This window comes from Syntrophotalea carbinolica DSM 2380 (genome assembly GCF_000012885.1).
In the GTDB taxonomy this organism is placed as follows: domain Bacteria; phylum Desulfobacterota; class Desulfuromonadia; order Desulfuromonadales; family Syntrophotaleaceae; genus Syntrophotalea; species Syntrophotalea carbinolica.
Window position 1 is genome coordinate 1,456,641 of record NC_007498.2, and the last position, 13,873, is coordinate 1,470,513.

Consider the following 13,873-nt stretch of genomic DNA (forward strand, 5'->3'; position numbering starts at 1 on the left):
CGGATGATCTCCCGCCTTCAGTTAAGGGGGCGGGACCCTTCGGGATGGGGAGGTATGGCATGGGCAAGGCAGCTAGTTATTACCACTGTGGTGGTCTGGAGCCCCTTAAAGGGGAAACCATTCCGGAGCATTTTAACCGGATCGCAAGACACTGTGCTGACAGAGAGGCCATCGTTTCACGCCATCAGGGACAACGGATGACCTATGCCCAACTTGCAGGAGCGTCCGACCGTCTGGCGAGGGGGCTGCTCGGCATGGGGTATGGGCGCGGCGACCGTATCGGTGTGTGGGCGACCAACAGCATCGAATGGTTGCTGCTGCAGTTGGCCACGGCGCGCATCGGGGTTGCTCTGGTAGCCATCAATCCCGGCTACCGGCGGCAGGAAATCGCCTATGCTCTGCAACACTCGGAGGTGCACGGGGTTTTCTTCATCCCGGCTTTCCGATCGAGCGACTATGTGGAGATACTCGGCAGTATCATTCCTGGGCTGCATGAGGGCGGAACGGAACTCAGCCATCCGGAATTCCCTCATCTGCGACAGGTGGTTCTTTTCGATCCGCAAAATGCCGAAGCGACCCGTAAGGTGTTGCCGGGCCTGACAGTTTGGCAGGAGGTGCTGGCGGCAGGGGAGGGCGTGACGCGGCAGGATCTCGAAGCCGCCACCGCTGCCCTCGATCGGGACGATACCATTGCCCTGCTGTATACCTCCGGTTCCATGGGATCACCGAAAACCGCCGTTCTTTCCCACCATAACATCCTCAACAACGCCTGGTTTACCGCCCGGCGCATGGCTTTTACCGAAACGGACAGACTGTGCGCCCCGGTGCCTTTCTATCACTGTTTCGGCATGGTACTGGCCAATCTGGTCTGCATGGCGGTCGGGGCATGTGTGGTGTTGCCCCAGGAGTATTTCGATCCCCTGGCGACCTTGCAGGCGATCGAGGCCGAAGCTTGCACAACCCTTTACGGTGTGCCGACCATGTTTCTGTCGCAGGTGGAGCATCCACAGCGTGACAGCTTCGATCTGACCAGTTTACGCACCGGCATTATGGGGGGCGCACCGTGTCCGCCGGCGCTGGTACGACGGGTCATGGACGAGCTGCATTGCCCCGAAATCCTTATCGGCTACGGTATGACCGAAGCCTCGCCTTTAACCCATTTGACGGCGCCGGAAGATCCTTTGCCGATCCGTTTGGAAACGGTCGGTCGAAATCTGCCACACCAGGAGGTCAAGCTCATCGATCCCGACAGCGGAGCCACCGTCGCCATGGGCGAAGTCGGTGAGGTCTGCTTTCGCGGGTATCATGTCGCCAAGGGATATTATGGCGATCCCGAGGCCACGGCCCTGGGCATCGATGCCGATGGCTGGTTGCACTCCGGCGATCTCGGTACCATGGATGGCGACGGTTATGTGAAGATCACCGGACGGCGCAAGGAAATCATCATTCGCGGCGGCGAAAACATCTGTCCCTGGCAGATCGAACAACATCTGCTTCAGCATCCCAAGGTGGCCGAGGTGGCGGTATTCGGTTTGCCCGATGAATTCTACGGGGAGCAGATCATGGCCTGGGTGCGGCTTGAAAGCGGACAGCAGGCCGACGAGGAAGAGCTAAGGGATTTTTGCAAAGCCGGTCTGGCCCATTTCAAGGTGCCCCGGTATCTCTGGATCGTGGATGAATTTCCCAAAACCGGCAGCGGCAAGCTGCACAAGCCGCAAATGCGGGAATTGTCGCTGCAAAGGTTGAAAGGCGATAAGAATTGAGGTGATCACTGCAGGTTGCAGGGGTGTTATGACAGGGGGCCTTCGCTTGGCGAAGGCCCCTGCTGATTTTAGCGGTGGCAAGACTGTATCGGACAATCGACAAATTGTCAGGTGTTATGTTTCAACGATCACAATCTTGCTGAACCCTTAAATCCTGTCATCGTCCTTTTCACGGATTTCGACCCTGCGGATTTTGCCGCTGATGGTTTTGGGCAACTCCGGCACGAATTCGATGATGCGTGGATATTTGTAAGGCGCTGTGACATTTTTAACGTGATTCTGCAGTTTTTCCTTTAGCGTATCATCGGCTGTAAAATCTTTGGTCAGCACGATGGTCGCCTTGACCACCTGGCCACGGTCCGGATCCGGCACGCCGGTAATGGCGCATTCCATAACCGCCGGGTGTTCCATGAGAGCACTTTCGACTTCGAACGGTCCGATGCGGTAGCCGCTGCTTTTGATGACATCGTCGGCACGGCCGACGAACCAGTAATAACCATCTTCGTCCCGCCAGGCCATATCACCGGTGTGATAGTAACCGTCGTACCAGACCTCGGCAGTTTTGTCTTCATCGCGGAAGTAACCGGGAAACAGGCCAAGAGGCCGTCCGGACTTGGTGTTGATGACGATTTCGCCTTCTTCACCTACGTCGCAGGGGCGCCCTTCGGCGTTGAGCAGATCGATATCGTAAAGCGGGCAAGGTTTGCCCATGGAACCAGGTTTGGGTTCCATCCAGGGCCAGGTGGCGATGGTGACCACCAGTTCGGTCTGCCCGTAGGCCTCCATGAGTTTGAGTCCGGTGTATTTAAGGAACCGTTCGTACACTTCAGGGTTCAGGGGCTCGCCCGCCACGACGCAATATTTCAGCCCGGAAAAATCGTACTGGGAGAGATCTTCCTTGATGAGGAAACGGTAGATGGTCGGCGGTGCGCAGAAGGTGGTCACGCCGTAGCGGGCCGCCATGGCCGCCATCGATGCGGCGTTGAATTTATCGTAGTCATAGACGAACACGGCGCTGCCGCACAGCCATTGGCCGTAGATCTTGCCCCACACCACCTTGGCCCAGCCCGTGTCGGCCACCGTGTAATGCAGGCCGTCATCCATGTTGTTCTGCCAGTATTTGGCGGTAAGGATATGTCCCAGGGGATAGATCATGTCGTGGTGGATCAGTTTGGGATAGCCGGTGGTGCCGGAGGAAAAATAGGCCAGGCAGGTATCGTCGTTGCAGGTGTTTTCATTTCCTTCCGGACGCACGAAGTCCGCAGAAGCCTTTTCCAGTTCGCTCTTGAAATCAAGCCATCCGTCCCGCGGTTCCCCCAGTATCAGCTTGTGCCGGATTCTGTCGCCGGTCTGACGTTGGCCTTCCTCGATATGCTCGACAAGCCCGTCGTCGGCCACACTCACGATCATGGGGATGGAAGCGACCTCCACGCGGTACTTGATATCCTTGGAGGTGAGCATATGGGTGGCCGGAGTGGCGATGGCGCCGATCTTGTGCAGCCCCAGTAGGCAGAACCAGAATTCGTAGCGACCTTTGAGGATCAGCATGACATGGTCGCCTTTTTTGATGCCGTAGCTGCGGAACAGGTTGGCGGCTTTGTCGCTGTAGTGCTTCAGGTCGCCGAAGGTGAAGGTCCGGTCGTTGCCGTGGTCATCGCACCATACCAGCGCGCGCTTCTCCGGCTGCTCGGCGGCATAAACGTCGACCACATCGTAGGCGAAGTTGAAATTATCCGGAATCTTGATGTTCAGATGGGACTTGAAATCTTTGTAGGAGTTAAATTCGGTCCGGTTGACGAACCGGTCCAGAAGACAAGACATGGTTCCTCCTCAAAACAGCATGGCGCGCGGTACGCCGGTAGAGACGCAAAGCAAAAGGCTCCGCATCCAAATCACAGGATGATGGCCAGAAATTTTGCCGGGCGACCATCGAGAGCCTCCATGGCATGTTCGTAGTTGGCATCGAAATAGATGGAATCGCCTTCCTCGAGTTCGATTTCATTGTTGTGAATATAGATTTTGAGCCGGCCCTCCAAAAGGAAATTGAATTCCTGACCGGGGTGGGCGTTTCGCTGTGGAGCATCGCCCTGCGGCCGCGGATCGACGCTGACCAGAAAAGGTTCGGCTTTTTTATGAATAAAATTGGCCGCGAGATTCTGGTAGCTGTACTGTTTGCGACGCTCCACCGCGACCCCTTTGTCTTTGCGGGTTACGGTGAAGATGTGCATGCGCGGCATGTCGCCCGTCAAAAGCAGGCCCATGTCGACTTTCAGGTCGGTGGCGATTTTATACAGGATGCTGGCGGGGATATCCTCACTGCCGTTTTCGTAGCGTTGGTAGGTGAGAATGGGAAGGTTGAGACTATCCGCCATCTGCTCTACGGATATCTCGGACAGTTCGCGCAATTCACGTACGCGGGAAGCGATTTCGCGGATTTTCTGCTGCATGCTCGGCTCCCTTCCGGTTGATGGGGTGTGAGTAAGGGGTTGGGGATAGATTGTCTCGGGCGCATAAGCCCTTGTTATGATAGGGGGAATAAAGTCTAAAGGAAAGAGTTAATTGGCTTTTATTCGCTAAAAAGAAACGGGCCATTTTTACTCGATGGCATGCATGGGTAAAGCCGGCCCGTTTTTGAAAATTGGAACCTTTGTCCGGGGTAAAAACTATTCGCAGCCGTAATCCTTTCCGTAATTTTCCATGACAAAGTCGAGGTCCTTGTCGCCGCGCCCGGACAGATTGACCAAAATAGTGTCTTCCGCGGATAGGGTCGCTGCAAGTTCCATGGCGTAAGCTACGGCGTGGCAGCTTTCCAGCGCCGGGATAATACCTTCCACTCGAGACAATTCGAAAAAGGCGTCGATGGTATCTTTGTCGCCTGCAGTGACGTAGTTGACCCGATTAAGATCCTTGAGCAGGCTATGTTGGGGTCCGACCCCGGGGTAGTCAAGGCCGCTGGCCACGGAGTAGACAGGCAGTGGCATCCCGTTTTCATCTTGCAGCATGTAGGATCGGAAACCGTGCATGATGCCCGGCTTGCCCAGGGACAGGGTGGCTGCGTGATCGCCGCCGGTCAACCCTCGGCCGGAGGGTTCGACACCGTAAATGGACACGCTCTCATCATTGAGGAACGCGGTAAATATGCCGATGGCGTTAGAGCCGCCTCCGACGCAGGCCACCAGGTTGTCTGGCAGACGGCCGGTCATTTCAAGAAACTGTTGTCTCGCTTCGGTGCCGACGATCTGCTGAAAATCACGCACCATCATCGGAAACGGGTGGGGGCCGACCACGGATCCGATAGCGTAGATCTGGCGTATCGGATCTTCAAGGTAGGCTTCGAATGCGGCGTCGACGGCATCCTTGAGGGTCCGGGTACCGCGCGTGACCGGGATAACTTTGGCGCCAAGGATTTTCATACGGGTGACGTTGGGGTGCTCTTTGGCGATGTCCACCTCGCCCATGTAAATATGGCATTCGAGACCGACCAGGGCCGCCGCCGTCGCCAGAGCGACACCGTGTTGGCCTGCGCCGGTTTCGGCGATGAGGATTTCCTTGCCCATGCGTTTGGCCAGCAGGGCTTCGCCGAGGCAATGGTTGATTTTGTGAGCGCCGGTGTGATTGAGATCTTCCCGTTTCAGGTAAATCTGGGCTCCGCCGATTTTTTTGGAGAGGTTCCGCGCATGAAAAAGGGCACTGGGCCGGCCGACATAATGGCGATAGAGGGACTGAAGTTCTTCCTGAAAGGATTTATCCTGCTTGATCTGGAGATAGGCCTCGGTGATTTCATCCATGACCTTTTGCAGGACTTCGGGGATGTAGCTGCCGCCATATTCGCCAAAGTAACCTTTGCTGTCCGGCAGAGGAATATCGTTTAAGGTACGGCTCATGTTGCACTCCATAAAATAAAGATGAATAATCCGCTCCGATTTTATACGGAGCCTCCCGGTCGAAGATGTCATTGTCCGTGCATGGAATCATGACACAGATACAATGGCTATTTCATAAAACTTGTCCTGTGCGGAATGAAACAGTTTCTCTGAAACCTATCGAAAGCCGGAGTAAAATTCAATCGCAAATTGTCTCCGTAGTGGTGAAAAACTAGCGTCTGTCGGGAAGGCCGGCAGCGGGATTCAGCAAAGCGGGGAGGTTGTAGATAATAATGGCAATGGAGATACATCCCATTCCTCCCAGGGACCAGACGGTAGGATATTCCTCCGGCAGGAGTATCCAGCTAAGGATGGCGCCGCAGACGGGGATCAGGAATTTCCAGAGATTGAGTTCCGATACCTTGACGGAAGGTTTACGCAGCAGCTTGAACCAGATGGAAAAGGCCGACGCCGAGAGAAACGATAACCATATGAGTGCCGCCCAGAAGGACGGCGGATTGGTCAAGGATATGGGTTCTTCGAAGGGTATGGAGAGTAGCCAGAGACCGAGTCCGCCGATAAAGATTTGTGCGGAGTTTAAAAATACCGGTTCCAGAGCGCTTCCGTGGCGGGAGACGAAAATGTTTCCCAGGGCACCGGCAGCATTGGCCAACAGCAAAACACCGATGCCGATCAGTTCCGACAAGCCGGCGGGGGATGTCCAGGGTTGACGGCTTAAGCTTAATATGGCTATCCCGATGAGTCCCAGCAGGAGACTGACGGTTTTGATCGGCGTCATGCGGTCCCCAGGCATAAGATAGTGTGCCAAAACCGCCGAAACCAGTGGTGACGCGCCGATGACCATGGCAGCCAGGGCACCGGGAACCAGGGTCAAGCCCAAGTAAAAGAGTCCGTACAGGGCGAAGGTCTGGAAAAAAGCGACCTTGAGAATTAACCCGCCGTTACCTAAAACGGTCGCCGGGCGGGGGCGCCGGGACCACCACAGAGGGACGAGGAGCAGACCGGAAAGCACAAAACGTGATCCGGCGAAGGCCAGCGGACCGCAGTACTGCAAGCCGGTTTTAACACCGACGAAGGCCGTCGACCATAACAGACAGGCAATGATGGCCAAGAGCGGGATGCTGGACAGGGGGTGATCCTTCAATTCATGTCTCCATGGCAGGGGGCTTGCCTATTTTGGATGAAGAGCCTGCATCCTGCAAGGGGGTATTCTTTTAGCCCAGGCCGGAGCGTTATATCGATGCTGAATATCGACAGACTCTAAGTCGATCGGTTATCCCAGAGCATGCGGAGAATGCAAGGGTCAAGGAAGACCAACATTCAATGATGCGTGCATGAAAAAAGCCCCCCGCTTGCGCGGGGGGCTTGCTTACCGGAGGATTAGGTATGGTTGGTTAATTCCCTGGTAAGTTTCTGGTGCAACTTAGCCCTGTACAACACGGCGGGCAGCGCGCTTGATGTTGACCAGGTTGCGGAAGCTGACGTTGTCCGAGGTGATGTTGTTACCCTGAGGGCCGCAACCGAGGGTCAGCGACGGGATCATGACGTTGAACAGACCGCCGATGGCGCCGTGGCTGGTGGGCGAGTTGAAGGTAACGCGGTTGGCATCGACACGGCTGGCGAACTCGATGCAAAGAGCGTCGTCGGCAGAGTGGATACCAGCGGTGTGGCCTTTGCCGCCTTTTTTGAGCAGTTCGGCGCAACGCTCGATGGCTGCGTCTTTACCGTCGACGATCATGTAGCCGAGAGAGGGGCTGAGTTTTTCGCGGCTCATGGGCTCTTCGTCCTGGGTGCCTTTGAGGGGGCCGACGATCAGAGCTTCGGTGCTCTCGGGTACGGAGAAACCGGCCATTTCGGCGATTTTGTAAGGAGGCTGGCCAACGACCTTGCCGGAAACAACGTAGCAGTCGCCGAAGTAGAGTTTTTCCAGCTTGGCTTTTTCTTCATCATTACAGATGTAAGCGCCGAGTTCCTTCAGTTTAGCAATGGCTTTTTCAGCGGTTTCGGCGTTGTCGAAAATCAGGTTCTGCTCGGAAGCGCAGACCACGCCGTGGTCGAAGTTTTTGGACAGCAGAGTGTCAGCCATAGCCTGGTCGATGTCAGCATCGGCGGCAACATATACAGGGCAGCCGCCGGCGCCAACGCCGAAAGCGGGATTGCCGGAGCTGTAAGCGGCTTTAACCATGGCGCCGCCACCGGTAGCCAGGATAACGGCTACGCCGGGGTTGGTCATCAGAGCGTTGGTAGCTTCGATGGAAGGCTCGGCAATGTACTGGATGCAGTCCTTGGGAGCACCGGCAGCCATAGCGGCTTTGAGAGCCATTTCGGCGGTCTTGGCGCAGCACTTCTGGGCGCGGGGGTGGAAGCCGAGGATGATAACGTTACGGCCTTTAAGAGCGGAGAGGATCTTGAAGGATACGGTCGAAGTGGGGTTGGTGGTCGGAGTAACACCAGCAACGATGCCGTAAGGCTCGGCGATCTCGATGATGTCGTTTTCGTCCTTGACGACACCAACGGTCTTGACGTCCTTCATGTCTTCCCAGATCACGGTGGAACCGAAATGGTTCTTGATGACCTTGTCTTCGTATTTACCGAGGCGGGTTTCTTCAACGGCATCTTTGGCCAGGTCTTCTTTATTGGCTTCGATGACTTCGGCAATGGCTTTGCAGATAGCGTCGGTCTGTTCCTGGTTGAGCTTTTTCATCTCCTCCAGAGCGACCTGAGCTTTTTCTACCATCTGGTCAATGACTTGCTTTGCGTCCATTGTGTTCCTCCTAGATGTGTTGGAATGACTACCTGAAACAGGCATCTTAACTGCAGCCGGGCAGATTGGGCTGACTGTCCACTCATGATAAATCCTTGGATAAAGTGTGGCGCAGTGAGTCCGTATCTCCCGACCAATACCGATTACTCACGAAATTCAAAAAGGCAATGTCAATCTTTATCGAATGCAACCTTCTAGGAAGAAACGGCTTTAAAGTCAAGACAAAAAGGTGAAAAAATACCTTAAAGCGAAACTTGGAGCATTCATTGAAACACACGCAATACCCCGTAAAACAAGGGTAAAACAATGGTTGATTACCGCGTTTAAAAGGTTTTGGGGTTGTCTCGTTTTTATATGAGTGCAAAAAATCGTATACAACGATTATGAAAATAGTAGATTTTTAATTTTTTTGGTCGAATAATATCCATCGTCATCCCTGTATTCTGTGTTGTTAATTCTTCAGCAATTTGGTGTTAAGTTGCCGATTTCGCGTATGACTGTGCTAATGAACAGTGGGTGTGTTCGCAACAACACCTTGCTCTGAACGCGGCAAGTCGCTATACTCGCGCCTCCTTAACGGTAATCCCTTTAGCTAGGGAGGTTGTTTGTCCAAGGTGAAGTAATGTGATTTGCATTCGCTTGCATGTGCGTTGACTCTTTTGTCGAACGTATTCAAGGAGAACGAATAATGTATCGTGAAGTTAATGAAATATTGGGTTCTCTCAAAAAGAAGCTCGATGAGCTGAGGAGGTATCTTTGACGTTGATGCCAAGGCCGAGCGAGTCGCTGAGCTAGAGGCTGAAATGTCTCGTCCCGGATTCTGGGAATCGGGAGATCAGGCTCAGGATATTCTCAAGGAACGAACCGGTCTTGAGAAGCTGGTCACGTCTTTTCGTGAATCGCAGCAGGAATTGGAAGATCTGCAGCTTTTGGCAGACCTCGGCGCCGAAAGCGGTGATGAAGCCACGCTTGAAGAGATCTCCGCTTTGTTGCCGGATCTGCAGCGGCGGGTGGATAAAATGGAGTTTGCTCGCATGCTTTCCGGTGAGCACGATTCCTGTGACGCTATTTTCAGTATCAATGCCGGCGCCGGCGGTACGGAGGCTCAGGATTGGGCCGATATGCTGCTGCGTATGTATATGCGGTATTTTGAGAAAAAAGGTTTCAAGGCCGAACTGACCGATCATCAGCCCGGCGATGAGGCGGGGATCAAGGGTGCGACCCTTACTGTTTCCGGGGATTATGCCTACGGCTGGTTGCGGGCCGAAATAGGGATTCATCGCCTGGTGAGAATTTCGCCCTTCGATTCGAATGCTCGTCGGCACACCTCCTTTTGCTCGGTATTTGTCTTTCCGGAATTGCCCGATGATGTTGAGGTCGATATCAACGAGAAGGACCTCAAGGTCGATACTTACCGATCCAGCGGTGCCGGCGGCCAGCATGTCAACAAGACCGATTCGGCCATTCGTATTACCCATGTTCCAAGCGGTATCGTTGTCGCGTGTCAGAATGAACGTTCTCAGCACAAGAACCGAGCTACAGCGATGAAGCAACTCAAGGCCCGGTTGTATGAACTTGAATTGCGGAAAAAAGAAGAGGAAGCATCTGCTATCGCCGGTGAAAAGATGGAGATCGGGTGGGGCAGTCAGATTCGGTCTTACGTGCTGCATCCCTATCGGATGGTAAAGGATCATCGCACAAACTTTGAGTCCGGCAATGCTGATGCTGTGCTCGACGGTGATCTGGATGGTTTTATCGAGGCGTATCTCCTTTCGGCCAAGTAGCTTTTCAGCCGATCCTGCAGGAACGAATGCGCCTCTGAACCTACGGGAAAGACAGGCTTTATCCTTGACTTGCCGGAGGCCATTGTTTAAGGTGCCTTGTTTGACAAAATGCAAGGAAAAGGAAGGGAAAACATGGAAGAATTAAACGATCTGTTGCTGCAGCGTCGCGCCAAATTGGACGAGTTTCGGGGCGAGGGGGTCAATCCCTACGCCAACGATTTTTGCGTGACTGCTACCTCCGGGGATATTGTCGCAGCCCATGGTGAGCAGGACGGCGCAGCGCTGGAAAATATCAATCACCACTATGCTCTTGCCGGTCGCATGATGGCTCGTCGTGATTTCGGCAAGGCCGCTTTTATACAGATTCAGGACCGCCATGGTCGTCTGCAGGTATTCGTTCGTCGTGACAATGTCGGGGAAGAAGCTTTCCAGATGTTCCGCAAGCTCGATATCGGGGATATTGTCGGGGTGACAGGCAAGCCGTTTCGTACCAAGACCAACGAACTGTCTTTGCGTGCGGACTCCCTTCGTCTGCTGACCAAGTCCTTGCAGCCGCTGCCGGAAAAATGGCATGGCCTGACCGATGTGGAAATGCGCTATCGTCAGCGCTATCTCGATCTGATCGTAAATCCGGATGTCCAGGAGATATTCAAAAAACGTAGTCAGATCGTCAGTCTTATACGTAATTTCATGGTGGATAACGACTTTCTCGAAGTCGAGACACCCATGATGCAGCCTGTGGCGGGCGGCGCCACGGCGCGACCGTTTATGACCCATCATAATACGCTGAAGATGGATCTGTTTCTGCGTATTGCCCCCGAATTGTACCTCAAGCGTCTGGTGGTGGGCGGATTTGAACGGGTGTTCGAGATCAATCGCAACTTCCGAAACGAAGGGATTTCCATTCAGCATAATCCCGAATTCACCATGATGGAGTTTTATCAGGCCTACGCTAACTACGAAGACCTGATGGACTTTACCGAAAAGCTCATCTGCCATGTGGCGGAAAAGGTGGTCGGTTCTCTCACCTTTACTTACGGCGGCCGGGAGGTGGATCTGACGGCTCCGTGGGATCGTTTGACCGTCAAGGAAGCGATTCTCAAGTATGGCGATGTCGAACCGGAAGTGCTGGAGGACAAGGATCAGTGTCTGGCCTACGCCCGAAGCCTCGGTCTGGATTTTGACGATACGATCGGTTACGGCAAGCTGTTGACCGAACTTTTTGACGAGGTGGCGGAGCCGAAATTGTGGAATCCGACCTTTATCACCCAATATCCGACCGAAGTATCCCCGCTTTCGCGCAAAAACGAGGACAATCCCGAGGTGGTCGATCGCTTTGAGTTGTTTGTCGTCGGTCGCGAATTGGCCAACGCCTTTTCCGAGCTCAACGATCCGATTGATCAGAAAGATCGCTTTGCCAAGCAGCTGTTGGAGAAGGAAGCCGGCGACGATGAAGCGCATGCCATGGACGAAGACTACATCCGTGCCCTGGAGTACGGATTGCCTCCCACCGCAGGTGAAGGCATCGGTATCGATCGGCTGGTCATGCTGCTGACCGATGCAGCGTCGATCCGGGAGGTCATCCTGTTTCCTCAATTGCGTCCTGAAGCCAAATAAATCATTATGCCGGGCAAGTGCGTTCTCGCGCTTGCCCGTATCGCTACCACGGGAGATTCATGGGCTACGAATGGTTTGTCAGTCTGCGCTATCTGCGGGCCAAGCGTAAACAAACATTTATCTCGGTGATTTCGTTTATATCCATTGCCGGGGTAACTCTGGGAGTGGCTGCTCTGATCGTGGTGCTGGCAGTAATGACGGGCTTTCACGACGGGGTTCGGCAGCAGATCCTTGGCAACGTGCCCCATGTGTTGATTCAACAACAGGGTGGATCCATTGCTCGATACAAGGATCTTGTCGAGCAAGTCAGGCAAACGGTCCCCGAAGCGATCGCCGTCAATCCCTTTGTCAGTAAAGAGGCCATGTTGCTGGCGCATCGCAATGTCGCTGCAGTGAGTGTCAAGGGGATTGAAAAGGGCAACAAGGTTTTCACTCAGTCTTTTTTGAATTTTCGCAGCGAGCAGGTGCAATCCGCTCTGTTCGACGATCAGGAGGGACTGCCCGGCATTATCCTCGGCCTGGATACGGCGTCTACGCTCGGAGTTGCACTGGGAGACACCGTCAACGTTATTCCTCCCAAGTTTAATGTGACACCTTTTGGCCTTATCCCGAAAATGAAACCCTTTCGGGTGGTGGGGATCTTGGAGCACCGGGGTGGCTTTCTTGATGCGTATTTTGCCTATGTCGACCTGCTTCAGGCGCAACAGTTCCTTGAAACCCGTGAGCAGGTCAGCGGTGTGGAAATCGAATTGTCCTCGTTTGAGCAGTCGCGTCCGGTAACCAGGCGCCTGCGCGAAAGCCTGCCGTATCCCTATCTTGTAAGTTCCTGGGAAGATCTGTTCGGATCTTTTCTTTCTGCCCTTAAGCTTGAAAAACTCGGCCTTTTTATTGTGCTGGGCATCATTGTTCTGGTCGCAGCGTTCAATATCGCTACCACCCTGATCATGATTGTCATGGAGAAACATAAGGATATAGCCATCTTACGTTCCATGGGGGCAACTTCCCGCAGTATTTTGCGCATCTTCGTGTTCCAGGGTTTGATTATCGGTACTCTGGGCACCCTGCTTGGCATGTTGCTTGGCGTTACGCTCGCGAGCAATGCCGATCCTATTATCAAGGGGCTTGAGAAGGCTCTGAATATCAGGATTTTCGATCAGGCGGTGTATGGCATGGAGCACTTTCCCTCGGTGGTTCATATGGATGATGTCGCCGCGGTGGCATTGATGGCCATGGGCATTTGTCTTTTGGCAACCGTATATCCGGCGTGGCGGGCATCTCGGATGGATCCGGGTGAAGCCCTGCGTTATGAGTAGGGGGGCTGCTATGATCGAGGTTACGAATTTATGCAAAAGCTTCGTTAGCGGTACCCGTCGGGTTGATGTGCTTTCGCATGTCGATATGAAGATCGATGCCGGCGAAAGGGTTGCAGTGGTCGGTGCTTCAGGGGCAGGCAAGACGTCTCTGATGCATATCCTTGGAGGCCTGGATCGCCCCACCAGCGGCGATGTCCTATACGATAAGCAGGATATCTTCAGTCTCAAGGGGGCTGGGCTTGACGATTTTCGCAATCGCACTCTCGGTTTTGTTTTTCAATTCCATCAACTGCTGCCGGAGTTTACGGCGCTGGAAAATGTCATGCTGCCGGCTCTGATCGCCCGATGGTCGCGCGCCAAGGCAAAGTCCGCGGCCAGGGAACTGCTTACGGAGGTTGGCCTCGAGTCGCGGTTGAGCCACAAACCGGGGGAATTATCCGGAGGCGAGCAGCAACGCGTCGCCATCGCACGGGCGTTGGTCGGGTCGCCCCGGGTGCTGTTTGCCGATGAGCCGACCGGCAATCTTGACAGCAATACCTCCGAAAGCATTTATCGGTTGTTGTCCAGGCTGCATGAGACCCGTGGACTTACTCTGTTTATCGTTACACATGACGCCCGTCTTGCGGCTGGCCTCGATCGTGTCGTGCATATGGCAGATGGCCGAATTACCGGCTAGATAGGGGTTTACACCCCATGGATCTTTACCTATAATGGCACCCTTTTGTTTGCCCGCTCGGAGTAATGGTTG

General features: G+C 54.1%; 10 protein-coding genes. 5 read left to right on the forward strand and 5 right to left on the reverse strand.

Annotation, left to right across the window (positions count from 1 at the left end; all coding sequences use genetic code 11):
• Window positions 1–59: 59 nt before the first annotated feature.
• The gene (locus PCAR_RS07040; RefSeq protein ID WP_041531295.1) at window positions 60–1,763 is read left to right on the forward strand and encodes a fatty acid CoA ligase family protein; all 1,704 of its coding nucleotides are present in this window, start codon (window positions 60–62) and stop codon (window positions 1,761–1,763) included.
• Window positions 1,764–1,910: 147 nt separating this feature from the next.
• Here the strand turns inward: PCAR_RS07040 and PCAR_RS07045 are convergent, their stop codons facing one another.
• The 5 genes from PCAR_RS07045 to PCAR_RS07065 form a co-directional block, all read right to left on the reverse strand.
• A complete protein-coding gene (locus PCAR_RS07045) occupies window positions 1,911–3,584 on the reverse strand; it encodes an AMP-binding protein (RefSeq protein ID WP_011340965.1) in 1,674 nt (557 codons plus the stop codon).
• A 71-nt stretch (window positions 3,585–3,655) separates the two neighbouring features.
• Complete coding sequence (locus PCAR_RS07050) at window positions 3,656–4,210, reverse strand: helix-turn-helix domain-containing protein (RefSeq protein ID WP_011340966.1); 555 nt, start codon at window positions 4,208–4,210, stop codon at window positions 3,656–3,658.
• A 216-nt stretch (window positions 4,211–4,426) separates the two neighbouring features.
• Complete coding sequence (trpB, locus tag PCAR_RS07055) at window positions 4,427–5,647, reverse strand: tryptophan synthase subunit beta (protein WP_011340967.1); 1,221 nt, start codon at window positions 5,645–5,647, stop codon at window positions 4,427–4,429.
• A gap of 211 nt (window positions 5,648–5,858) precedes the next feature.
• Window positions 5,859–6,791 (reverse strand): DMT family transporter, encoded by a 933-nt coding sequence (locus tag PCAR_RS07060; protein WP_011340968.1) that lies wholly within the window; start codon window positions 6,789–6,791, stop codon window positions 5,859–5,861.
• A 279-nt stretch (window positions 6,792–7,070) separates the two neighbouring features.
• Window positions 7,071–8,411: an aldehyde dehydrogenase family protein gene (locus PCAR_RS07065; RefSeq protein ID WP_011340969.1), complete on the reverse strand. Its 1,341-nt coding sequence runs from the start codon at window positions 8,409–8,411 to the stop codon at window positions 7,071–7,073.
• Between the two features lie 688 nt (window positions 8,412–9,099).
• On the opposite strand from PCAR_RS07065, the gene prfB reads away from it, so the two are divergent.
• The 4 genes from prfB (at window position 9,100) to PCAR_RS07085 (ending at window position 13,801) form a co-directional block, all read left to right on the forward strand.
• Window positions 9,100–10,195, forward strand: a protein-coding gene (gene prfB, locus PCAR_RS07070; protein ID WP_011340971.1) for a peptide chain release factor 2 whose coding sequence is annotated in 2 segments (ribosomal slippage) — window positions 9,100–9,168 and window positions 9,170–10,195 — 1,095 coding nt in all. Because the reading frame shifts where the segments join, the coding sequence is not laid out codon by codon here.
• A gap of 132 nt (window positions 10,196–10,327) precedes the next feature.
• Window positions 10,328–11,812, forward strand: coding sequence for a lysine--tRNA ligase (gene lysS, locus PCAR_RS07075; protein ID WP_011340972.1), 1,485 nt, complete (start codon window positions 10,328–10,330; stop codon window positions 11,810–11,812).
• A 59-nt stretch (window positions 11,813–11,871) separates the two neighbouring features.
• A complete protein-coding gene (locus PCAR_RS07080) occupies window positions 11,872–13,125 on the forward strand; it encodes a lipoprotein-releasing ABC transporter permease subunit (protein WP_011340973.1) in 1,254 nt (417 codons plus the stop codon).
• The gene (locus PCAR_RS07085) at window positions 13,118–13,801 is read left to right on the forward strand and encodes an ABC transporter ATP-binding protein (RefSeq protein ID WP_011340974.1); all 684 of its coding nucleotides are present in this window, start codon (window positions 13,118–13,120) and stop codon (window positions 13,799–13,801) included. The genes PCAR_RS07080 and PCAR_RS07085 overlap by 8 nt, the downstream gene beginning before the upstream one ends.
• Window positions 13,802–13,873: the final 72 nt, after the last annotated feature.